The sequence below is a fragment of the Amycolatopsis thailandensis genome, from assembly GCF_002234405.1.
GTDB classification, from domain to species: domain Bacteria; phylum Actinomycetota; class Actinomycetes; order Mycobacteriales; family Pseudonocardiaceae; genus Amycolatopsis; species Amycolatopsis thailandensis.
On sequence record NZ_NMQT01000099.1, the window covers coordinates 25,326 to 47,664 of the forward strand.

22 protein-coding genes and 1 tRNA gene are annotated in these 22,339 nt (G+C 62.6%); 15 read left to right on the forward strand and 8 right to left on the reverse strand.

Annotated features, from left to right (window positions below; all coding sequences use genetic code 11):
- Positions 1-108: 108 nt before the first annotated feature.
- The 4 genes from CFP71_RS27120 to CFP71_RS43730 all read left to right on the forward strand — a co-directional run bounded on the left by CFP71_RS27120 (position 109) and on the right by CFP71_RS43730 (position 5,013).
- Complete coding sequence (locus tag CFP71_RS27120; protein ID WP_093936777.1) at positions 109-1,602, forward strand: AAA family ATPase; 1,494 nt, start codon at positions 109-111, stop codon at positions 1,600-1,602.
- A complete protein-coding gene (locus tag CFP71_RS43725) occupies positions 1,602-2,453 on the forward strand; it encodes a hypothetical protein (protein WP_143267167.1) in 852 nt (283 codons plus the stop codon). The genes CFP71_RS27120 and CFP71_RS43725 overlap by 1 nt, the downstream gene beginning before the upstream one ends.
- Before the next feature lie 68 nt (positions 2,454-2,521).
- Positions 2,522-2,824 (forward strand): hypothetical protein, encoded by a 303-nt coding sequence (locus tag CFP71_RS45055; RefSeq protein ID WP_143267168.1) that lies wholly within the window; start codon positions 2,522-2,524, stop codon positions 2,822-2,824.
- A 746-nt stretch (positions 2,825-3,570) separates the two neighbouring features.
- Positions 3,571-5,013 (forward strand): hypothetical protein, encoded by a 1,443-nt coding sequence (locus CFP71_RS43730; protein WP_143267169.1) that lies wholly within the window; start codon positions 3,571-3,573, stop codon positions 5,011-5,013.
- Between the two features lie 247 nt (positions 5,014-5,260).
- Here CFP71_RS43730 and CFP71_RS43735 read toward each other — a convergent pair whose 3' ends face one another.
- Complete coding sequence (locus CFP71_RS43735) at positions 5,261-6,073, reverse strand: hypothetical protein (protein WP_143267170.1); 813 nt, start codon at positions 6,071-6,073, stop codon at positions 5,261-5,263.
- A 180-nt stretch (positions 6,074-6,253) separates the two neighbouring features.
- Between CFP71_RS43735 and CFP71_RS27135 the strand changes: the two genes are divergently transcribed.
- Positions 6,254-6,802, forward strand: a complete 549-nt coding sequence (locus CFP71_RS27135) for an NUDIX hydrolase (protein ID WP_093936779.1) — start codon at positions 6,254-6,256, stop codon at positions 6,800-6,802.
- Between the two features lie 83 nt (positions 6,803-6,885).
- Here CFP71_RS27135 and CFP71_RS27140 read toward each other — a convergent pair whose 3' ends face one another.
- Positions 6,886-7,842 (reverse strand): helix-turn-helix domain-containing protein, encoded by a 957-nt coding sequence (locus tag CFP71_RS27140; RefSeq protein WP_093936780.1) that lies wholly within the window; start codon positions 7,840-7,842, stop codon positions 6,886-6,888.
- Between the two features lie 197 nt (positions 7,843-8,039).
- Positions 8,040-8,390, reverse strand: a complete 351-nt coding sequence (locus CFP71_RS27145; RefSeq protein WP_093936829.1) for a transcriptional regulator — start codon at positions 8,388-8,390, stop codon at positions 8,040-8,042.
- Positions 8,391-9,217: 827 nt separating this feature from the next.
- Between CFP71_RS27145 and CFP71_RS27150 the strand changes: the two genes are divergently transcribed.
- Complete coding sequence (locus tag CFP71_RS27150) at positions 9,218-10,690, forward strand: helix-turn-helix domain-containing protein (RefSeq protein ID WP_093936781.1); 1,473 nt, start codon at positions 9,218-9,220, stop codon at positions 10,688-10,690.
- Here CFP71_RS27150 and CFP71_RS27155 read toward each other — a convergent pair.
- From CFP71_RS27155 to CFP71_RS27165, 3 genes are all read right to left on the reverse strand, one after another.
- Positions 10,679-11,029, reverse strand: a complete 351-nt coding sequence (locus CFP71_RS27155; RefSeq protein WP_025584627.1) for a hypothetical protein — start codon at positions 11,027-11,029, stop codon at positions 10,679-10,681. The genes CFP71_RS27150 and CFP71_RS27155 overlap by 12 nt on opposite strands.
- Positions 11,026-12,582 (reverse strand): transcriptional regulator, encoded by a 1,557-nt coding sequence (locus CFP71_RS27160; RefSeq protein ID WP_167406292.1) that lies wholly within the window; start codon positions 12,580-12,582, stop codon positions 11,026-11,028. The genes CFP71_RS27155 and CFP71_RS27160 overlap by 4 nt, the downstream gene beginning before the upstream one ends.
- 144 nt (positions 12,583-12,726) lie before the next feature.
- Positions 12,727-13,107 carry a helix-turn-helix domain-containing protein gene (locus CFP71_RS27165; protein ID WP_093936782.1) on the reverse strand — a complete coding sequence of 127 codons (381 nt, stop codon included), beginning with the start codon at positions 13,105-13,107 and terminating at the stop codon, positions 12,727-12,729.
- A gap of 168 nt (positions 13,108-13,275) precedes the next feature.
- Here CFP71_RS27165 and CFP71_RS27170 point away from each other — a divergent pair, with 168 nt between their 5' ends.
- From CFP71_RS27170 to CFP71_RS27195, 6 genes are all read left to right on the forward strand, one after another.
- A complete protein-coding gene (locus tag CFP71_RS27170; protein WP_244199845.1) occupies positions 13,276-13,476 on the forward strand; it encodes a helix-turn-helix domain-containing protein in 201 nt (66 codons plus the stop codon).
- Entirely contained in the window at positions 13,452-13,787 is a 336-nt protein-coding gene (locus CFP71_RS27175) for a WhiB family transcriptional regulator (RefSeq protein ID WP_093936784.1), read from the forward strand. The genes CFP71_RS27170 and CFP71_RS27175 overlap by 25 nt, the downstream gene beginning before the upstream one ends.
- Complete coding sequence (locus CFP71_RS45060) at positions 13,784-14,113, forward strand: hypothetical protein (protein WP_093936785.1); 330 nt, start codon at positions 13,784-13,786, stop codon at positions 14,111-14,113. Before CFP71_RS27175 ends, CFP71_RS45060 begins: the two co-directional genes overlap by 4 nt.
- Positions 14,110-14,811 (forward strand): hypothetical protein, encoded by a 702-nt coding sequence (locus CFP71_RS27185; RefSeq protein WP_093936786.1) that lies wholly within the window; start codon positions 14,110-14,112, stop codon positions 14,809-14,811. The genes CFP71_RS45060 and CFP71_RS27185 overlap by 4 nt, the downstream gene beginning before the upstream one ends.
- Positions 14,804-16,933: a P-loop NTPase family protein gene (locus tag CFP71_RS27190; RefSeq protein ID WP_093936787.1), complete on the forward strand. Its 2,130-nt coding sequence runs from the start codon at positions 14,804-14,806 to the stop codon at positions 16,931-16,933. The genes CFP71_RS27185 and CFP71_RS27190 overlap by 8 nt, the downstream gene beginning before the upstream one ends.
- 147 nt (positions 16,934-17,080) lie before the next feature.
- Positions 17,081-18,838 carry a recombinase family protein gene (locus CFP71_RS27195; RefSeq protein ID WP_093936788.1) on the forward strand — a complete coding sequence of 586 codons (1,758 nt, stop codon included), beginning with the start codon at positions 17,081-17,083 and terminating at the stop codon, positions 18,836-18,838.
- On the opposite strand, the gene CFP71_RS27200 is transcribed toward CFP71_RS27195, so the two are convergent.
- A tRNA-Leu gene (locus CFP71_RS27200) sits at positions 18,820-18,903 on the reverse strand. The two genes, CFP71_RS27195 and CFP71_RS27200, sit on opposite strands and share 19 nt — an antisense overlap.
- A gap of 261 nt (positions 18,904-19,164) precedes the next feature.
- On the opposite strand from CFP71_RS27200, the gene CFP71_RS27205 reads away from it, so the two are divergent.
- Both CFP71_RS27205 and CFP71_RS27210 read left to right on the forward strand, forming a co-directional pair.
- A complete protein-coding gene (locus CFP71_RS27205) occupies positions 19,165-20,187 on the forward strand; it encodes an LLM class flavin-dependent oxidoreductase (protein WP_093936789.1) in 1,023 nt (340 codons plus the stop codon).
- Positions 20,188-20,262: 75 nt separating this feature from the next.
- Entirely contained in the window at positions 20,263-20,919 is a 657-nt protein-coding gene (locus CFP71_RS27210) for a S1 family peptidase (RefSeq protein ID WP_093936790.1), read from the forward strand.
- On the opposite strand, the gene CFP71_RS27215 is transcribed toward CFP71_RS27210, so the two are convergent.
- Positions 20,912-21,250: a hypothetical protein gene (locus CFP71_RS27215; RefSeq protein ID WP_093936791.1), complete on the reverse strand. Its 339-nt coding sequence runs from the start codon at positions 21,248-21,250 to the stop codon at positions 20,912-20,914. The genes CFP71_RS27210 and CFP71_RS27215 overlap by 8 nt on opposite strands.
- A 173-nt stretch (positions 21,251-21,423) precedes the next feature.
- Between CFP71_RS27215 and CFP71_RS27220 the strand changes: the two genes are divergently transcribed.
- Positions 21,424-22,263 carry an LLM class F420-dependent oxidoreductase gene (locus tag CFP71_RS27220; RefSeq protein ID WP_167406293.1) on the forward strand — a complete coding sequence of 280 codons (840 nt, stop codon included), beginning with the start codon at positions 21,424-21,426 and terminating at the stop codon, positions 22,261-22,263.
- Positions 22,264-22,339 lie beyond the last annotated feature (76 nt).

The following is a 22,339-nucleotide window of genomic DNA, read 5'->3' on the forward strand; positions in this document are numbered from 1 at the left end:
AGACCCCGCCGGAAGCTCTGGTCATGCCGGTGCGCGGTGCAGTATCTTGAGTGGAAGTGGACACTGTCCTGATAGTCGACACGGCAGGATGTCCTTCAAGGAGGAAGCTTGCAGTTCACCGTCCTGCCGGTCCGGGCGCAGCCGCCGAGGCTTGGCCCGCGACAAGGTTACCTGGTCAAAGACGATTGGGACGACTACCACTTCAAGACGACGTTCATCCTTTTCTATAGCGACGGAACAGAAATTCACAAGGCCGGGCAGGTCAAGATCGGCCGGTTCGGAATGCGTGAGTATGAGCGTACGACGCTGACCGATCAATTCGCGTCGGTCGATGAAGAGTTCTTCTCTCTTGGACAGGACGACACGTACTACGAGATGCTCCGCAGCCTGGGCGACGACGTCCGACTCGATGTTCTGGGCTCTCTGCGCGACATTGCCTATGACCAGGCCCTTTTTGTCAGAGCCAGCACTGAAGACGTGACCCAAGTGTCACTGCTCCGTTCGGTCTCCCGGGAGACGGTTGTCCATCAGTTCCACCGGATCGCCCGAGGCGGTGCCCGTCTGACACCGTTCGATTTCTCCTACACGGCTCCGGAAACGGGAATCGGGCAAGTGGATCCCCTGACCCTGTCGTTCACGGTGAAGCCGGGAGCGTCACCGCCGACGAACGTGCACGCCTTGATCGGTAGCAACGGTGTCGGTAAAACCCGTCTGCTCAGCAACCTGGCGAGAGCGGTCGCGGACGGTTCCGCAAGCGTGGAGGAAGTCGGCCAGGTCGCCAATCTGACCGGTACGGGGCCGGTCTTCACCAACATGGTCTCTATTGCTTCCAGCGCGTTCGATCTCCTCACCCCTGTACAGGAGACCAACGGAACACACCATGCCCATGTCACCCTTGCCCGCGGAAGCATCCACAGCAACGACGTGACGCCCGCTCAGCGCTTCGCCCAATTGATGCTAGGACTTACCGGGGCCCGGTGGGATCGTTGGCAGACCGCATTGGACACACTGGCCGAGGCAGACCCGTTGTTCCGAGATGCGGACATAACCGCAGCCAGGCGGATGGCTCCTGAGCACTTCACTGCTGATTCCGAAGCGGCATTCGACAAGCTCAGCTCGGGGCACAAGATCGTACTGCTCGCCGTCACCAACCTCGCGGACCTCGTCACCGAAACCACCCTGGTCCTGATCGATGAGCCCGAAACCCACCTCCATCCACCACTGCTGGCTGCTTTCATCCGGGCCGTCTCTGACTTACTCGCCGATCGCAACGGCGTTGCCGTTATCGCGACCCACTCTCCCGTGGTCCTGCAAGAAACGCCCCGCAAATGCGTGTGGGTCCTGCGCCGGTCCGGACAAGTCATGCGGGCTATGCGCCCCGCTATCGAGACCTTCGGCGAGAACGTCGGAATCCTCACCCACGAGGCATTCGGGCTAGAAGTCACACGATCGGGCTTCCACCGGGACCTAGAGCAGGCCGTAAACGAGGGCCTTGCCTACAACGAGGTCGTTGAACGCTTTGGAGGAGAACTCGGCAGCGAAGCCAAGAGCCTGGTAAGGGTGCTGATCTCCGTCCGGGACCGCCAGGAACACCTGCCCTGATGCGACCACTCCCGGTACCAGCGCACACCGCCCGCGATACCTACTCTCTGTGTATCAGCAGAATTCGCGACGACAGCCTCCGGCAACGCCTGGCAGACTTCGAGGACGCGGTAGTCGAAGCGGATGCGGTCTTCGGCATGGCGGTTCGTGCCACCAGTGTGCACACACTCGACCCAGCAGCTTTCGTGCCAGACGCCCGGGAAGACCATGTCGAACTGCTGAAAAACTACACCCAGCGTCTCGCCAGGGTCGCCGCTCCGGCCAGACCTATCTACGACGAGTTGAAGACGGCGCCACCGCGGTGCCCGCTGTGTGACCATCGCGAGGTAACCACGCTCGACCACCACCTTCCCAAGAGCAGTTTCTCTCTGCTCGCTGTCGCTCCGGCGAACTTGATCCCCGCTTGCAGCGACTGCAACAAGACTAAGGGCGACACCGCTCCAGGCTGTGCTGAAGAAGAGACGCTTCACCCATACTTCGACGACCTCGGCGATGTCCAATGGCTCGGCGCCGTGGTCGCTGAGCAAGTCCCCACCTTTCTGACCTTCTTCGTCAATACACCGCCCATTTGGGACGGTTTATTGGCAGCGCGCGTTCGCCACCACTTCGACATTTTGGGACTCGGCGCTTTGTATGGGGCACAAGCCTCTACCTTCGTCGGCGGCCTGCAAGGATCAGCGCGGCGTCAGCACGCTGTGGGAGGCGCCGGAGCTGTCCGTGACTTCCTGGAAGACCTCGCCTGCAGCTGGAAGGAAGGAGAGACCATGAGTCCGAATCATTGGACGCCGGTTACACTTCAGGCCTTGGCCACTAGCGACTGGTTCTGCTCAACAGGTTGCCTCGGTTCCTGAAACAGCCCCGCGGTCAGCGCCGCCGAGCGCGGCAAGCTCACCGACACCCGGACAAGGTGCTCGCGCGAGTGACGATCGTCGACGACCTCAGCGCGCTGCCGGTTTCGGCGCAACTGATCGTCGAGGCGGTACCGGAACGACCGAACCTCAAGATCGACGTCTTGACCTGCGCGGAGAAGGTCCTCGGTGAGCAGGCCGTGCTGCCGTGGCCGCACCGGTTGGTCAATCCGGGCACGATCCTGAGTTGGCATCGGCACTTGGTACCCGCGAAGTGGACACTGCCCACGCCGGGCGGGCCGGCCACCGGTCGACGACTCGATTGCCAGGCTGATCGAACGGATAGCCACGGAGAGCCACAGCTGGGGCTATAAGAGGATTCAGGGTGAGCTGCTCAAGCTCGGGGCACCGGGTTGGTGCCTCGACGATCTGGCGGATTCTGAAGCGGGCATGCGTACCTCCGGCGGCGGTCCGGCTCACCGACACGACCTGGCGGCAGTTCCTGTGCACGCAGACCTCGACGATGCTGGCGTGCGACTTCTTCCACATTGACTTTGCGCCGGTTAGGTCATACTCAAACACCGCACTTTCCAGGTCACTCGCACGAACTGTGCTTTACCAGGGCACGACAATCATGTCAACAGCTGTTCCGGACGTCGTTGGTGCGCGTACCGGCTCGTCACCTGGTGTTTCGCTCTCCGCTGTCGACACGCCAGACATACTCGTGCGGGCACTATCTCTCGTGGTGGACTGGTGTCGTCGAACACCTCTTTCCTTGCAGTTAGACGAGCTCGGTCGCTGGCGTCGCTACACCGACTGAGTGGTCAGCAGGCCCCATTGCAACGTAGACGGTAGATCTGGCGATCCCTAGTCGTGCCGCGCTACGGCATCGTGCGCTCTCATGGTGGGAAGCATGTCGGGACGGGTCATGTGCATGGCGCCGAGGAAGAGATTGATACGACGGGAGGGGCTGATTTTATATTGTGAGACCGGAAGTACTGCTCGTGGTCTTGAGGGAGGGCCGTGAACTATCTGCAGCGTGTCGGCGACTGGAATCGTGGGAGGAATATTGGTCGACCAGCTTCCAAGTGTGTTGTTTTCACTGAATGACTTTCGGTTCTTGATCGACGAGTTGCATTACCGGCTGCAGCTGCTTGAACCTGTTGGGTTGAAGTCTGCTTCAGTGCCGCTTCGCTTTGTTTTGTATGTAATTCTTGTAAGAATTGTCATTGAAGTTGCTTTTGATGCTTTCCGAGGACTTGTAAGAGCTTTTCATGTTGTAGTTTGCGCGACACTGAACTTCCTGGCGCCGAAACTTCCCCCTGATTTCACTGAGCCCTTAGCGTGGTTCTTCGTGAAATTTGAGGCAACCATGTTCAGGACTCGATTATTGCGATCACGAAAGCCGCGGCTCCTAGCCCTGCCTCGGCGACGAAATCTGACCGCCCACGCGAAGCCGGGGCCACAAATTTTTACCCGGCTATCTAATGCGATAAGATTCAGCACCATCGCCCCACTGATGCTGGCGGCATTACTGCTCATCTTGCCATTTATGCTCGCGTGGAAACTGGTCCAACCCAGGGTAAGCAGTCTCATTTCATTGCTTATAACTTTGTGGTATCTAGGACTCCTGCGGGAGCCTTTCGAATTAATGAACGGCATTAAACTGGGTAATATCCAGCTATCGGTTGTGCTAGCGGCTGGGGCATTGATTGCCGTCATGTATACGATTGCGAATAGTGATGTCAGAGGGCGAGCCGAACTCAATAAGACTGCCAGTCTGACATGCAGGCTCGCGCTCCATGGTTGCACTTACCCGTTACTGATGTCGTCCAACGCGCTGCGCGAAATACGGATCTATTGTACTCGTAAACTGCAGAAGTTCCCTCGGCGACATGAAATAAAACGCGTCGCGCGCCGACCTGATCTTGAATGGCGAGGACGGCTTCTGCTTCCTCGGGGATCCTCTCCTATTCTACCCCGCTGGAGAACCAGCAGGCTACTTAAGTCGCGTTTGATAAGAAAATTCATCACCGAATGGGTCTATTCGCGCCAATATCTCCGGCAACCTGGAGATAGACTGGCAAAAAGGGTGGAATTCGCGACATGCTATGGAATGATAGAGGATGCTTGCAGTGCGATCGTCGAGCAGATATCAGAGCTTCGAAAAACAGGCATGGTCGGCAAGATCGACCGGGCCCTCGACAGCTCAGGTATCGAGATCCTCGTAACTGTTCAAGACGTCAACTTTGGGAAAAATGATGCCAACGCACTTCTGGCCGCCGGCGAGTCAAGCTGGCTTGATTCAATTGTTTCTGAAAATGACAAAAAGGGGGTACGGAGTTCTTGGGAGGCTTTGAGTAAAGTGCCTCCGGACGATCCGCAACTTCGTCGAGCATGCGTCGATCTGACACGGAAGCTTCGAATTTTCGTCCGATCTGAAAATCGTAAATATTGGCGCGCCGCAGTGACCGAACAGCGCCTTATTCACCTTGCGGAGCGCATTGATAAGTCTCTCCGGCCTCGCCTTCTTGAGCGGATAATCCAGCAGTTCGGCAAGTAGTTTGAAGACCGGATGTTTTCAGCTCGGTTATGAATATGCCCAGGCGATATAGAGTGTCAATAGCTCCTAGCTCGACAGCAAGTCGAGTAGCGGCAAACGCTCGATTGTGCTTATCGTGCGATTTAGTCTGACTAAAATAGTGGTCACACAGGGATGACTTCGGATCAAATCTACTCTCGTAGTCGGCAGTGGCGGCGTCTCCGGCCACCTTTGCATAGAATGAGTTGCAAGCTGTAGGCGTCGCTGCCTATGGTCGAGTTCGCGCTAGATGGCGCGCGAAGCTGATCGCGCCGAGAAATGAGATGGCTATCGCGACATACGGCACTAGCCAAGGCCCATTAGCGGCGTTATCGTAGAGCGCTGCCGCCAGTGTTGCAAAAGAGATTGTGGTGGAGATCATTACGCCGAACGAAACTGTCGCCGCAATTTTAATGCGGCGCTCACGCTCGTGATGGCCTAGCCGTTTTCGTTGCCGAGAGTGGCTATGTTGTCTGTAGCTAACGATTCCTGTTATAAACTGCACTGCAAGCAAGATCCATGAAACAATATCAATGGCGTATACACCCGGCCCTGCGGCCGTATAGGTGAAATCTTGAACGCCTAGATATATAAGTGCAAAAATAAGTGGGGTTAGAACCGTTGCCAGAGCTGCGCGAAGGAATTCTCCAACGGATTTCAAGTCTTGGTGGATGTCGTGTGCGGCACTATTGACTCCGTCAATAGTTAAGACTATTGCGTAAATCAAAGACAGCCCGGCGGCTCCAAAGCCCACGCCGGACACGAGTTCTAGAGATGCGGATCGATGCGATCCGGGTAGATCGCCAGCGAGAATCGCATAGTTAAGGCTCGAAAGTATAAGTCCTACTAGTGATACTATTAGGAGTCGAGTTGCGCCAGCGAATGGCTGCACCTCTTGGGTTGACCGTGAGGAAGGGGTCATTCTGGCAGTGAGGAGCACCATAATTCCGGCAAATGCAAAGCCTGCTAACACTCCTGCGAGTTGTGAGTAAAAGCCGGCGGTCTCAGCGATGTTGAAGAATGGCTCCCTTTCGGCGTTCATGTGCAATTTCCAATCCGGATCTGCGACTTCTCGTGTGGAGAAGTCGGTGTTCGGCGACGGTGCTACGTGTAGTCGCCGCAGGTGGCTCTTGTGTTACACAGTATGCGTACTTCTGCGAGTTCTTCCGAAAAGTCTTGCCGGCTGTCCAGGTTAAGTGAGATCGCGTCCTAGACTTGCGGCATGACTGATGATCGTGGGTTGTGGAAGACGTTCAGCGAGCGGCTGGTTTATGACAATCGGTGGGTAAAGGTTGGGCTGGCGGACATCGAGGCGCCAAATGGTGAACGCTGGGACTATCACGTGGTGCACCTCGCACGCATAGCTATCGCGTTGATCGTAAACGACGAGGAGGAGGTGCTGATGTTGTGGCGCTACCGGTTCGCGACGAAGCAATGGGGGTATGAACTATTGGGTGGCATGGTCGAAGCTGGAGAAGACACTGTCGAGACGGCCGTACGGGAAACTGCTGAGGAATCTGGCTGGCGTCCGATCGGTGAACCGGATCATCTGGTGAGCTTCGAGCCTTTGCCAGGCCAAGTCACGGCGCCGGTGGATGTGTACCTTTGGCGTGAAGCCGAGTATATCGGCGAGCCTACTGACACGGAAGAAGTCGGCCGGGTTGAGTGGGTGCCGTTGGCGCAGGTGAATCATCTTGTACGGCAGCAGAAGTTGCTTGGGTCAGGCACATTGGTGCCCCTGCTCTACTACATGAACTTGCGCCCGAGGTAAGACGGGTGAACCTCGAGGTGCTCATCTCGCGCCGGGAGCGCACCGAGCTGACCCGGCAGGTAAGCCGCCCATGCGCGCTGCTTCTACGTCTGCGGACCGGGCGGCGGGGTAGTTAAGTTAGCGGTTGACACCCTTGCCGTGTTCTTGGAGGTGGTTGCCTTTGAGATAAGTGGCTGTTGTTCAAGCTCTAGCTCGAGCTCGGTCAGCTGTCTGATGAGCCAGTCGCGGGTTTGTTGGCGAGTTAGGGCCGCGCGGGCGATGCGCTCAAGCTGACCTTCGTAGAAGGCGACGTCATCGTCGTTCTCCAGGAACAAGCTGGTTGTGGGCTGTTGGTGATGAACGAGTGGAAGGTGCTGTTCGTGTCGATACACGGTGAAACCTGTCTGGAGGCTGGCCAGGGCGAGGTGGTCGGGTACGAGGTGGATGTGGTGATGAGGTAGCGAAGACGTGATCAGCAGGTGCAGGATCTGCTCGTGTTTGACGACGGGTTCTTCACGGTGTGCGAACAGCGCGGTTTCGCGCAGGTAGAAGGTGAAGGACGCAGGTGCCTGGAGAGATGCTGCCTGGCTGGTGAGTCGCGTGTGCACTGCCGTGTCGAGAGTGGCGCCGTCCGCGTGACCGTTCCTAGAGAGGGCTTCTCGGATGTACGGCTCGATCTGGAGTCGCCGCGGGATTTCGACAGGGTTGTAGGTCGCGATGGCCTGGCTGCCGCTGTCGAGCACCTTGATGAGCGGAAGATCGTCGGGGAAGCCTGCAGGGTGGCTTCTGACCTGGTAGCCGTTGTCGGGGAGGCGGTCCAGGGCCACAAGGTCGTCGAGTTCGTGAAGGGTTGCCTTCGCGCGGGCGAGGTAGATGGCGACGTCGCCGGCTTGGTAGTTGCGGAGACCACTTTCCAGGCGCGAGATGGTGGAGGCAGGCCACCCGAGCATGCGACTCATGTCCGTCGCGAGGTAGCCAGCGCGCACGCGGATCCGCCGTAGCTCGACGCCGAGCTCCCTCTGTTTTGCGGTCGACCGCTGCTGTGTCCTCTTCGCTTTCACCGGCTCCTGCTTAAGGTCGTTGCGGGAGGCAGGCCGTCCCACGATTGCTTTGGCCGTCACGGGCGCTGTGACGGCACGAGATAGCGGGCTACCTGCGGAAACAGCGCGTGTGACGTATGCGTCGGTTTGCTTCGCGTCGTCACATCTGCCGTGAATCGGCCGCAGGAAGGGCGGTAGCGAGAGATAACGGTCAGCCGTCACGTCGGCGAACGAGGAGCGCCGTGTCGTGTGGTGACGAGTAGCGCGGCTGTGCTGGCGACCTTCTGGAGGGCCGTTACGTGTCCGGTCAGTCGGTCGAGCCCGAGCGGGGTAAGACGCATCTTGGTACGGCGACCAGTGACCCGGATAGACACGTAGCCGGCTGCGACGAGGAGCTCAGCATGGAGCGAGACGGAGTGCGGCTTGACTCGCAGTGTGTTTGCCAGAACCGCGGCCTCGTGCCAGTGCAGGTCCGCGAGAAGGCACATCACGAACAGGCGGACCGGCAAGAGGAGAAGCGGATCGAGGTCGCGGTGGGAGGACGGAGCCGTAGGGAGTGTTGGCCGCATCACTGCTCACCACTCGTCGCCTCATGAGAGTCGGGTCGCCGGAGGTGGAGGGCTAGGGGCGACCCGGCTGGCCTTTTCTGCAGCTCAAGTGGGTCGGCGCCTAAGTGTTCGCCGCGGTGCGTGGCCGGACTGTGCGGTGTACCGCCGTTCTGCGGGAGGCGACGTGCGGCATGCTGGGACTCAACCGCAGCGCAGGGCGGTGGTGCGATGATCAGCTGGTCCGTTGTCAGGCGCCCTGCCGCACGTAGTGAACGGTGGGCGCGGTGCCGCCCCGCATCCACCGACGTAATGGTCCGGCCGTCCCGCTCGGGGGTAGCACGCGCGCGTTGACGTGGGCGCGACTGCGGGACGGCCGGAGTCTGATGGCGGCCGAAGAGGCGGCACCAGCGGTGAGCCTTCCGGTGTCGTCCGGACTCAGCCGTGGGGTTGATGGGGCGGTTGAGGATCCGGAGCACCGCGACGCACGCGACGCATGGAGGTCCAGGCGGCGCGAGGCACGAGCCGATGAGGACGACATGACCGCAGACCGCCAGGTAAAAGCCCTCAAGCCCTTGGGCGAACGCTTCATCGGTGACGGCGTGATCGAGCCTGTCGTCTACGCAGCGGTACCAGCAGACGTAAGGACGGGACCGCTGTGACCTGCTCGTGCCGCTCATCTCGTCCGCTCCTGAGGTCATCCTGTGTGTTGAAATCATCAAAGATGGATCAACGCTGGGAGGCCAGGGCGGTAGTGTCAGAGTTTGGTGACAGGGCGGTGACATTCTTGGTCTTCACCTGCGTATATAGCTGATATGCTGAACCGCAAGTCAAGCAGTGCGAGGTGATCGATGATCGGCGTCCGACGACGCGACGGGCTGGTTTCAGCTCGTAAGACTGTGGGGCTGAGCCAGGAGAAGCTCGCTGAGATCATGGACGTCGATCGCCGGACGGTCATCCGCTGGGAGGCGGGCGACTTCGCACCCCTGCCGTTCCAGCGGCCGAAGTTAGCGAGAGTGTTGGGACGCTCCCAGGAGGAGTTGCGCGTGCTGCTCGAGGGCTCGCCGGCGGCTGATCTGCCGCATGAGCTTGAACCTGCGTTCAGCTGGCTGGATCGTCGTGTGGGTTGGAGCGCTGGCACTACGCGTGAACGGGTCGGGGCACGTGTGTCGTCAGGCGGGCGGCGCGGGCCGCGAGTCGATCGGAGTCATGCCGCCGACGCGTTGGCGAGCTACTACGGCGAACTGCCTGTCGGCTACGCGCTCTACCAGGCGCGTTACGGAAAGCAAAGCGTCCGGACCAGCGTTCTGAGTCGGTCAGACTGGCTGGACCTGAGCTGCCAGCTGACGCCGGAGAACGACCAGCTGCTTCTGCGGCCTGGCATCGGGGGCGACTCTTGCGGCATCAATGAGAAAGCGGCCGTTGGAAGGCTCGCGGAAGCGGCTGAAGGCGGCGTTCGGCTGGCTGACGTGCCGATCTACCGTCTGACGGAGCTCGATGTGGGCGGTGGCGCTCTATCGGGCAGCTTGGACGTCGTGCCCTTCATCGAGTACGCCTTGACGTTGGACCTGCTTGAGCGCGAAATGTTCGAGACCCTGGCGGCGGAGAAGGCCTTGCGTCCTGGCCACGTGCCCCTGCGGGACAAGTACTTGCCGGACCTCGCGACGGTGCTCGACCTGGCCGGACGGTTGTGCGCGGGCGGCGTGCTTGCCTTGACCGCGATCGCTCGGCCCGCGGACCCGTATCGCGGTGGTCGCGACTACCTGCTGCTCATCCAGGAGCGGTCTAGGAACGTGCTGAACGCGACCGGAAGCTTGGCCGTGATCCCGAAGGCGTTCCACCGGCCATCGACGGATCAACGCGCGGATGCTCGGATAGGAGCGACCCTGCGGCGTGCGCTGGAGAACGAGCTGTTCGGACGGGTCGACGTCGACAACACCGCGGGCAGTCAGCGAGCAGCTGATCCGATGCACCCTCACAGGTTGTCCGCGCCGATGAGGTGGCTGACCGAACAACCGGGACGACTGCGGATGGAGTGCACCGGGTTCGGCCTCAACCTTGTCAGCGGGAACTACGAGCTCGCCAGCTTGGTCGTCATCGACGACGACGAGTTCTGGTCCCGCTTCGGCGGCGAGGTTGAGGCTAATTGGGAGTCGACTGAGTTGCGCTCGTATTCGACGCTTGATGGCGATCTTATCGGCGGACTGATTGCCGATGAATCGTGGAGCAACGAAGGTTTGTTCGCGCTGCTCCAAGGGCTGCGCCGACTCGCAGAAATTAGCGGTGAGCGGCTGGCGGTTCCGAGTATTGAACTATGTCGCTGAAGGCCACCGCACGGCCAATACGACAGAATCCGATATGGCTTCCCAGGAATGGTCGATACCTGGCCCCCACATGATGTAGTCGCCTTGACGTGTCATAGTTTTGCCGCCGCCAGTGACATCGACGCGAAAGTGGCCGGAGATGAGAATTACGAGCGTCGTCCGCTGGTCATCGGAGGTCCACTCCGGGCGCTTGTCGCCTGCAGGATGGTTGGCCCACTTGACTTCCACGTCTTTCGATGAGCGGACGCCATGGGAGGGGTCGATGAAGTGCCCGACTAGCCAGCTGCGGGTGTCTGCTGCGTCTTCATTGGCGTTTCCGGCGGTCCAGCCGTCGTTCACGTGCTTATTTCCCATTCTATCGGCGGCAACTTCACGCGCTCTCCTCCGATTTCCGCCAGCCGTCGCAGGCCCTGCATCATCGCAAAGAGTCCTTCGTTGCTCCATGCTACATCACTCAGGAGCTCGGTGACGAGCTCTGTATCGGTTGTCGAATACTGCCGAAGTGTCGCTGATTCCCAGTTCGCTTCGACCATGCCGCCGTAACGTTGCCAGAATTCTTCGTCGTCGATGACTATCAGGCTTGCAAATTCGTAGTTTCCGCTGACCAGGTTCAGGCCGAAGCCTGTGGACTCCAATCGCAAGCGATCAGGTTCCTCCGCAAGCCAGCGCATCGGTTCAGAGCGGCGCGCTGGGTGCATGGGGTCCGCAGTCAGCATCTCGTCGAGTGTGTTGTCGATATCCGGCCGCCCGAACAACTCCTCTTCCAGCTCTCGTCGGAGTGTTGCGCCCACCTGGGCATCTCGGCGGACGTCGGTCAGCGGCTGATGGAAGCCCTTCGGGATCACCGCGAGTCGTCGCGCAGCGTTTAGGACGTGACCTGAACGCTCCTGTACGAGCAGGAGATAGTCCGCGTCGCCCCGGTACGGGTCAGCCGGGCGCGCGATGGCGGTGAGTGCGAGTACGCCTCCCGCGCAAAGCCGGTTGGCGACGTCGAGCACTGATCGAAGATCAGGTAGGTGTCGGTCGCGAAGTGGCATGGACGATGAGCCGGCCGCGAGGGCGTCCATGAGTTCGCCTTCGAGCAGGTCCATCGTCAGCGCGTAGTGCGCGAAGTGAGTGACGCCGAACGAGCCGCCGAGCTGGTGTTTGCGGATGTCCGTGCCGAGCAGGCGGTAGATCGGACTGTTCACGAGACGGGTGCTCATGGCCAGCGTCTCCGCCAGGCGCTGAACGGCGAGACTCGCCGCGCGTTCATCGAGCTCGAGGCTCGCGTCCGGCCGGGTACTCGTCGCCGTGAACCGCTCTTGCTCTGGCCGCAGCTCGCAGGCCACATCCAGCCAATCGACGCAGGTCAGGACGCTGGTGTTCACGGTGTCAGCGCCGATTCGCCCGCAGTACAGACCGTGATTCTCGATTTGATGCCCGTAGTACTGGCGGAGAGCGTCGACGACCTCCCGCTGGCTCACCCAACTCCGTCGGGTTCCGCGGTTGTGGAGGTCTTGGACGGTCACGTCGGCGAGGCGCGAAGCGACCGCGCGGCGGGCTGTGCCGGGGATCCAGCGGGCTGAGCGGTCGAGCCATTCGAGGGCTGCGCCGATGTGTGGATCAGTCGTAAGCCGCTCGTCCTCGGTGATGCCCGATACCGCCTGAGCGGCGGGCGCCTCGCCGACCAGCTCGGCGAAGCGCGCACGCTCCGCATCCGACGCTTGCTCAAACGCGGTGTCGAGCACCTGTTGCATCTCGGACTGCTGGACCAGGTCCGGCTTCTTGCGCCATGACGCCACGGTGCGTGCGGCGACGCCCAGCTTCTCGGCGAACCGCTCGTTGCTCAATCTCAGTGCGGCTTGAAGTGCCGACGCTGATCGACCGGTCCATTCGTTGGCTCGGCTCATCGGTGCACCGAAAAGCCGATATGCAGCGGATATGCAGTGATTGTGCAGTGCTTCCGCACCAGTTGTGCATGGGATCGTGCGCCGATTCGGCCTTGAATTCTAGGTATGGAAATCACCTGGATCACCAGCCCGAATCGCCCGCCTTCAACGCTTCGAGCGGACATGCTCGACCACGATCGCGAGGTTCGACTGAACGTCTTCGAGACGCTCGGTGAGCTCAGCCAGCCGCTGTTCAAGAGCGTCCAGTCGAGGCCAGAGATCATGCCCGTCGTCAGCCGGCTCGTCCGGATGGGGCGGAGTGCGATTTTGCAGAACTGCCAACAGATGCTGCGGGTGCCAGCCCAACGTCGTCGACAGTGCTTCGAGTGTGCGGGCGCTCCGTCGACGCTCCACAGTGTGGTGCTGCAACTCGCGCACGATCGCCTGCGACACGTGCGACCGCTCAGCAAGCTCGCGTTGCCGCCAGCCGAGTTCGTTGACGCGCATGCTGATCGCCTTCGCGACTGCCGCCCAGTCTTCCGACACGTATCCCTCCGCGCTCCGCCTCAGCGCTGAGATTAGCGGCTCATCGCGCTTTTATCGCGTCGCCTAGCGCATTAGCGGCGGCGCGTCGGGCGAACGCGCCATTCGAAGCGCTGAAATCAACAGCATAGTCTTGAAATCATCAGATTGGTCTTTTTTATGAACTCGCAAATGACTTTGCACACCATTCAGCAGGCCGCCTGGATTCTGGGTGTTCCGCGCTCGGCTGCGAGCCGGGCGATCCGTACCGGACAGCTGAGGGCGATTCGCTCGCGGTCCGGTCTGCGGGTGTCGTCGACCGAACTCGCTCGGCTGCTCGGCACCACGAAGCAGGACGGAGGTGCGGCATGCACGCCGATGACCTCCGGCTGATCGGGATCGCGTGGCGGCTCGACCGCCTGCGGTGGATCCCCTCGGACGTCCTGACCGCCATCGTCACCGGCGAAGGGGTCTGCATGTGGCCATCGGCGGAGGGTGAACCGCCGCCGGCGCAGACCGATCAGCAGCTCGCCGACCGACTGTGCGGAGGATGTCCGGTCCGGGACGAGTGTCTAGAACTGGAGCTGCGCACTGCCGGGACGGACACGGCCGGTGTCTGGGGCGGGATGACCGACGACGATCGTCGGGAACTTCATCCGCACTGGCTTCGGCGCGGTGACCGGATCGAGCGAGGTGCACGATGAGTGGCCTCACCTTGACGCCAACGCAGATACTCGCCGGGGTCGGCGTGCTGGTTGTGCTGCTCTGGGTTTGGCGGGCCGGCGCTCGCCGGGCGAAGGCCGCGGCGGAGAAGACACGCAGTGGAGCACGTCTGGTCTCCTTGGCCGGCCGCGTGCTTTTCAACGCTGGGTTAATCGTGGCTGTTCAGTGGGTTGTCATCTCACATCCGAGCAGCTCCTGGCTGCGCCTCGCGGTACTCGGACTGCCCGCGCTGTTCGCCTCTCATGCGCTGACTCGCGCTATGACCGTGACGACCGTCGACACCTCGAAGCGGGGTGGTCGCCGATGACGCGGGCGCAACGGCTGGCCCAGGACGCGGCCGAAGCCGCAGAGGTTCGGGCGTACGAGACCGATCCGGACGTTGTGGCGCTCCGAATCGAGCGGGTACGTCGGCAGGTCGACTGGATGTGCTGGACGGGGATTGTCCTCGGACTGGCGTTCACGATGACGAACGTTCAGACCTTCGCTTCGACAGGGACTCAGCCGTGGTCGCTGCCGTGGCTGGCTGCGTGGGTCCTGGATCCGACGGTGTCCCTCGTACTACTAGCGATCCTTCGCGCGGAGCAGGTGACTGCCCGGTACCAGGTTCGCACCGGTGGATGGGTTCGGCGGGCGAAGTGGTTCACGCTCGCCGCTACCTACGTCATGAACACGTGGACGTCCTATGCGGAGGGGGATCCAGCGGCGATCGTCCTGCACTCGGTGCCTCCGCTGGTCGTCTTCGCCGCGGTCGAGGCGATCACTGATCTGCGCGACAAGCTGACCGATGCTGCCATCGTGGCTGCCGGTGAACGGCGAGGTGTTCAGGGCGAGTCCATGAACGCCGGGCGCCGGAAGCTGTTCGCCGACTACCTGGCCGACGCTCGGCGACGCTGGTCACCCGATGTCGACGTCACGCCGGCGTGGATCCGGCAGGCGACCGGATGTTCGCGCGGGTTGTCGCCGCGGCTGGCACGTGCGTTGCGCGCGGAGGTGGCCGATGACTGAGCCAAGCGCACTGCCAGTGGAGGCAGATCCCGTGCTGGATGGCGAGCTGGTCGATGACACGTTGCCGCAACCACGTCGCCGCACACGTCGCAACCGGCTGGTGATGTGGTGGCTGCACTCGCAACGCGTGCCGTTGTGGCTCAAGAGCAAACCGCAAGCGGTTCAAGCCGCGAAGGACGCGGTTGCTTGGCTGGTCATGTCACCGGTGCGCTTCCTCGGGGCGGTTGTTCGCGGGGTGGTGGTCGGTGCGCGGTGGTGGCGTAGCTGGGTGACAGTGCGGGACTATCGAGCTGCGGCAGAGGAGTCCGAGAAACTGGCCGATAAGTTCACCGAGATTCGCGGGCTGACGCTGTTCCGCTGGAAAGTCACGGGCTTGGTGCTCGCCGTCGTTGCTCTGGCGGTCGCGATGGTGGATCTCCTGTACGGCGCCGATCCATTGTGGATGGCAGGGGCTGGTGCAGCGGTCGCCTTGGCGATTCTTGGTCGACGCAAAGACGGGAGTCCGGGACGGAAACCTGCGCTCGCAGGTCCGCGCACACTGACATGGACGATGGACCCGCAGGTTCTGGTGGACGCGTTTCGGGATGCGAAGCTCATCGGCAAGGACGAGTCGCTGAGGCTGGTCGAGCGGGCAACGCGGGTTGGCGATGGCTGGGCCGTCACGGTCGACCTTCCCGCCACCCGCAAGGCCGCGGATGTCGTGAAGAACCGGGACGCGCTCGCGTCCGCCTTGGCGGTCGATGAGGTGCAGCTCATCGTGGAACGCGTCCGAGGCAACGGTGGTCATGCAGGGCGGGTAGCGATGTGGGTCGCCGATGAAGACCCGTACGCGTCACCACCGTTGCGGACGCCGCTGCTCGGGGCGGTCCAGTGGGATGCGTGGCGTCCGGTTCCTTTCGGTAGAGACGCGCGGGATCGGCGGATCGATCTCCCTCTGGTGTGGACGTCGTTGCTCGTGGGCGCGATTCCGCGGCAGGGCAAGACATTCGCTGCCAGGCTCGCTGCTTCTGGACTCATCCTGGACGCGTGGGTGCGGCTGTACGTCGCGGACTTCAAGGCGGGCAAGGACTGGGACTCGGCCGGCAAGGTCGCGCATCGGTTCATGGCGGGCGACGAATCCGAGCATGTCCTGGCCCTCATCGGCTGGCTCGCTGAGCTGGTCGCAGAGGTTCAGTCGAGGTTTCGGCGGATGCGGGATCTCGATGACCTGACGTGCCCGGAGTCGAAGGTCACGCCGGAGATGTCTCGTGACAAGGCGCTGAACATGCCGATTACGGCGATCTTCATCGATGAGGTCCAAGTCCCGCTTGAGGACCGCACATCTATCGAGGTGCAGGGGAAGAGACTGACGGCGGGCGAGTACGTCGGCGAGTTGCTGACGTGGTTGGCGAAGAAGGGGCCAGCTGCCGGGATTGTGCTCGTATTGGCGACGCAGCGGCCGGACTCGAAGACGATTCCGTCCGGCCTACGTGCGGTGCTCGGCTCGCGGTTCGCGCTCCGGGTGATGGACTGGCGTGACTCGAACATCGTGCTCGGCGAGCAGATGAACACGCGCGGGTTCGATTCGTCTCGTCTGCTGCCGTCGCACAAAGGCGTAGGGATCCTGCGCCCGGACGGCGACACCGCGGCCGGAGCCGATGTGCTCGCGATGACCGTCCGGACCTACTACATGCCGAACGAAGACTGGCGAACGATCTGCGAGCAGGGGCGGGCGCTGCGGGAAGCAGCGGGAACGTTGACCGGGCACGCGGCAGGCCAGGACCTGACGCCAGTGCTCGACCACGCTGTGGTGGTCAAGGAAATCGGTACAGGTGGCGGCAGTGACGCGGTTGGCGAGCTGCCTGAACCGTTCGCATCGATCGTCGACTACTTCGGCGATGACCTTGGTCCGGAGGGTCGCGACTTCGTGCCGACCGCGGAGCTCTTGGACGTGCTGAAGATCGACCGGATGACGCTCGCCCAGCAGATGAGCGAGGCGGGATGTCGGCCTACGCGGGATCGGATCACGACCGAAAGCGGCGAGACACGGCAGGTGCGCGGTTACCTAACAGCTGAAATCAAGAGAGCTATCGCCGAGCTGGCCAGGCGATACGGTAACAGCGCCGAGGGTGGCCGCGCATGAGTGCGAGCTCTTCGAGCGTAGAGCCAGTTAAGGTTACTCTGCCAGGTGAGATGTTCGACTTGACGCCAGCTGTGGCTCGTGCACTCCTGGCGATCTTGATCGAGTTGAGCGAGGTTCACTTGCTGGACCGGACAGAGGGGGCCGAGCATGGCGGCTGATTTCATCAATGATCCGTGGGCGACGCTGGACGAGATCTTGGGCGTTCAGGCTGTTGAGCCGGTCGACGACGGGATTGGCGCCGTCGCGTTCTACGGTCGATGCTCGACCGAGGACAATCAGGACCCGGAGACGTCCCTTGGCTGGCAGCTCGGTAACGCTCGAAAGTTCGTCGAGCCGATGGGCGGTCACATAGAGGCCGAGTTCTTCGACATCGGGCAGTCGCGCTCGGTGCCGTGGGAACGACGACGGGAGGCTTCGCGGCTGCTCGCCGAGCTGAAGGAGCCGCGGCGCAGTTGGAACGCGGTTGTGGTCGGTGAGGGAACACGGTGCTGGTTCGGTAACCAGTTCTCTCTGATCGCACCCCGATTCGCTGCCTACGGGGTCGAACTGTGGGTTCCTGAATTGGGTGGGAGGTTCGACCCGCGGAATCCTTCACACAAGATGCTCATGAGCGTGCTCGGAGGGATGAGCGAGTCGGAGAGGCAGCACGTTCAAGCTCGTGTGCGAGCGGCAATGGACGCCCAGGTCCTCAACGAAGGGCGACATCAGGGAGGACGAGCGCCGTACGGATACGTCGTCACCGATGCCGGTCCGCACCCGAACCCGAGGAAGGCGGCCGAAGGCTTTCGACTGCGGGTGCTCGTGCCGGACGAGTCGGCTGACGTCGTTCGGCGAATCTTCGAGGAGTACTTGAACGGCAAGGGGGACCGGGCGATCGCGAACGGGCTCAATCGCGATGGCGTGCCGTGTCCCTCCGCGCGGCGGCCGGATCAGAACCGTCATCGACTCGCTGACGGCTGGCAAGGAAGCACGATCCGGTCGATCCTGGAGAACCCCCGGTACACGGGCTACGCGTTCTTCGGGCGATGGTCCCGGCAAGAGATGCTGTTGAACCCGGATGATGTCGCGGCGGGCAACGTGACCAGGTTCCGGAGGGCAGCACCGGATCGTGTCGTGCGTTCGCGTAAGCCCGCGCATCCCAAGATTGTCTCGGTCGAGGATTTCACTGAAGTCCAGTTGCTCAGGCGGTCACGGGCGGCGGGCGGCCTGGCTGCTCGCCGGAAGCTGGAGCGCGGACCGCGGGCCACGAAGTGGGTGTACGCGTTTCGCGGTCGGGTTCGGTGCGGGCACTGTCTACGCAAGATGGAAGGGACGCCCCGCGAGAGCCGGATCTACTACCGGTGCGCGGCGCGGACACTCGTACCCGGCTCGCCGGCTCTCGCGGAGCACCCGAAGAACGTGTACCTGCCCGAGGCCGCCGTCATCGAGCCGGTCAACGGGTACATCAGCCAGGTCTTCTCGCCAGAGCAACGCGAGAAGACGGTGCTTGCGATGCTCGGAGTGGCGGGTGAGGTCGCTGTGAACCCGGAGCGATCCGAGGAAGCGCGGCGGCGGCTCTCGCAGGCCAAGACGCGACTCGCAAGGCTTCAGGAGGCGATCGAAGCGGGTGCGGACCCTGGAGCGCTGATCGAACCGTTGAACCGGGCGAAGGAGGAGCGCGACGCCGCCGAAGAGGATCTGGCGCGTGCTCCGGCTGAGGAGTCGGTCGGCAGAGCTGAACTCGAAGCGATGGTCGATGCGTTCGGCGAGCTGGGAAGGCAGGTCGGGAACGCGAGTCCGAGGAGACTGCAGGAGCTCTACGGCGAGATCGGCCTGGAGATGGTCTATAACGCAAAAGAGCGGACGGTCGATGTGACCATCCGCCCACCCCGTAGGGTTAATGCGTGTGTCCGAGGGGGGACTTGAACCCCCACGTCCGTTAAGGACACTAGCACCTCAAGCTAGCGCGTCTGCCATTCCGCCACTCGGACTTGCTGATAGGAAGAGAGTATACGTCGCCCAGGGGCCCTGAATCAGGGGGGTACTTATGGTCACGGAGACGCACATTGAGATGATGATCGGTTACCCAGTGACACCACTCGAGCCTTGCGCGAGGTGTGAGTCGCCGGCAAGCCCCAGGTTGACCGTCGAAAAAGCGTAAGGTGACGGCCGGTGACTCACGGTGATTTAGCCGCAAGTGTGGGGGTGGATCGGCTGGGAATCAAAACCGGTCATCGGGCGCTTACAAGGGCGTGAAGAAGATTGGCTTTCTGTCCTTCGGCCACTGGTCGGCGAGCGCGCACTCCGAGACCCGGTCCGCGGCCGACTTCCTGCATCAGTCGATCGACCTGGCCGTAGCGGCCGAGGAACTCGGCGTGGACGGCGCGTACTTCCGCGTGCACCACTTCGCGCACCAGGCGGGGAGTCCGTTCCCGTTGCTGTCGGCGATCGGGGCCCGGACCTCGAAGATCGAGATCGGGACCGGCGTGATCGACATGCGCTACGAGAACCCGATGTACATGGCCGAGGACGCCGGCGCCGCCGACCTCATCTCCAGGGGCAGGCTCCAGCTCGGCGTCAGCCGGGGATCCCCGGAGCAGGTGATCGACGGCTGGCGGTACTTCGGTTACGGGCCCGCGGAGGGGCAGACGGCGGCCGACATGGCCCGGCAGCGCACCGAGGTCTTCCTCAAGCTGCTCGAGGGGGAGGGCTTCGCGCAGCCGAATCCGCGCCCGATGTTCCCCAATCCGCCGGGGCTGCTCCGGCTCGAGCCGTATTCCGAGGGGCTGCGCGACCGGATCTGGTGGGGATCCAGTTCGAACGCGACGGCGGTCTGGGCCGCGGAGCAGGGCATGAACCTCCAGAGTTCCACGCTCAAGGACGACGAGACGGGGGAGCCGCTGCACGTTCAGCAGCGCAAGCAGATCGAGGCCTACCGCGAAGCCTGGAAGGCGGCCGGTCACGAGCGTGAGCCGCGGGTGTCGGTCAGCCGCAGCATCTTCGCGTTGACCAGTGACCTCGATCGCGCGTACTTCGGCCGCGACCGCGGCTCGCGTGACCAGGTCGGCATGATCGACGAGACGACCAGGGCGATTTTCGGGCGGTCGTACGCCGCCGAGCCGGACGAGCTGGTGCGGGAGCTCAAGGCGGACGAGGCGATCCAGGCCGCGGACACCTTGCTGCTGACCATCCCGAACCAGCTCGGTGTCGAGTACAACGCGCACGTGCTGGAAAGCATTCTCACGCACGTGGCGCCGGAGCTCGGCTGGCGCTGAATGCGCGGTTCGGCGGATGGGCCGGGGTGTTCCGCCGGTTAAGATCGACGCAATCCCCGGCCATCGGAGGGTCCCATGAGGCTGCCCCGATTCCGCTCTTTGCCCGGCCTGGTCCTGGCTCTCTGCCTGGTCTTGCCGTCCACGGCGCAAGCGCACGCTCCCGCCCCGCTCGGTGGCGGGAGCGTGCTGCAAACCCGGTGCACGGCCGGATTCGCCGCTGTCTCGGGCAACACCGGTTTCCTGATCGCGAGTTCCGCTTGCGGCAGGCCGGGTGACATCGTTCGCAGCGGCGGCCGCGTCGTCGGGGTGGTCCTGGCGGAACAGACTCCGCCGACCGGCGCGATCGTCATCCGGGTGACCAACACGACCGACTGGCGGCTGGTGGCGTCCATCCCTCCCACGGACAGCCGGGTGACGATCACCGGCTCCGCCGAAGCCGCGGTCGGCGCCTCGGTGTGCCGGTACGGCTCGACCACCGGCTGGCATTGCGGAACCATCCAGGGGAAGAACCAGACGATCACCTTTCCAGGTGGAACTTTGACCGGGCTGACCCGGACGTCAGTCTGCGCCGAGCCCGGTGACAACGGTGGGCCGTTCGTCAGCGGAACGCAGGCGCAGGGGGTGCTGGTCGGCGGCAGTGGAAACTGCTCCAGCGGCGGCACCACGTACTTCCTCCCGGTCAACCGGGTTTTGTCGGCCTACGGGCTGACGATCCTCGCCGGGACTAGCTGAAGATCACCGAGCGCAACAGAAGTCTGTCCGAGCCGCGGCCACCGTAGGGGCGAAGGGAAAAGTAGGAGTCGCTCGAGCAATCGTCGTCCAGAAACACCACGGCGGTGGACCCGGTGTCGTTGCGCGGGCGGAAGGCGTCGACGTCCCAGTCAGCGATTTCCGGGATCTCGATGCATTCGCCGCTGGGCGGATCGACCAGGACGCCGACCTGGATCTCTTCGTGTTCGTCGTAGTAGCGGTAGGTGAATTCGCCTTCGGCCGCGGAGGCCGTGGCCGGGATCGTGAGCAACAGGGCGACAACGCCTGTGACAGCAAGGAAAACGCGACGCATGTGGAAGTCCTTTCGGAGAGTCGGGATGCTTCGACGGTAAGACGAAGATCGACATCTCCGATAGACATCGCGGGCACGTCCACCCGCCGGTGCGGGCGGCGGACCTGATCGTGGGGTGGCCGACCCCGATCGGTGACCGATGCTCGAGGAACTCCAGGTTTACGATCAAGATCATGCGATTCGCCATCAAGACTTCGCCCCAGGACACCGTTTGGTCCGACATGCTCGCCGTCTGGCAGGCCGCCGACGAGATCGAACTCTTCGAATCGGGCTGGACTTTCGACCATTTCTATCCCATTTTCTCCGATTCGACCGGACCTTGCCTGGAAGGGTGGGTGACCCTCACCGCGCTCGCCCAGGCCACGAAACGGCTCCGGCTGGGCACGCTGGTCAGCGGGATCCACTACCGCCACCCCGCGCTGCTCGCCAACATGGCCGCGACGCTCGACATCGTTTCCGGCGGACGCCTGGAGATCGGGATCGGTGCCGGCTGGAACGAAGAGGAGTCCGGCGCGTACGGCATGGAGCTCGGGACGATCAAGGAACGGAGCGATCGGTTCGAAGAGGGCTGCGAGGTCCTCGTCGGGCTGCTGACCCAGGAGACCACCACGTTCCAGGGCGAGCACTACCAGCTGACCGACGCCCGCTGCGAACCGAAGGGCGTGCAGAAGCCGCACCCGCCGATCTGCATCGGTGGCAGCGGCGAGAAGCGGACGCTGCGCACGGCCGCGAAGTACGCCCAGCACTGGAATTTCGTCGGCGGTACGCCGGAGGAGTTCACGCACAAGCGTGAAGTGCTGCACCGTCACTGCGCGGACATCGGCCGCGACCCGAGCGAGATCACGCTGTCCTCGCACGTCCGCCTCGGCGCGGACGGTGACTACGCCAAGGTCGCCGCGGAAGCCGAGGCCCTCGGTGAAGCGGGTCTCGACCTGGCGATCATCTACCTGCCGCCGCCGCACACGCCCGCCGTTCTCGAACCGCTGGCGAAGGCGCTCGAACCGCTGCGCTGAGCGAGCAGAACGGCCTGCACGCGGACATTTCCCCGTCCGCGTGCAGGCCGTTCGCGCGTCCAGGGTCACTTCTTCA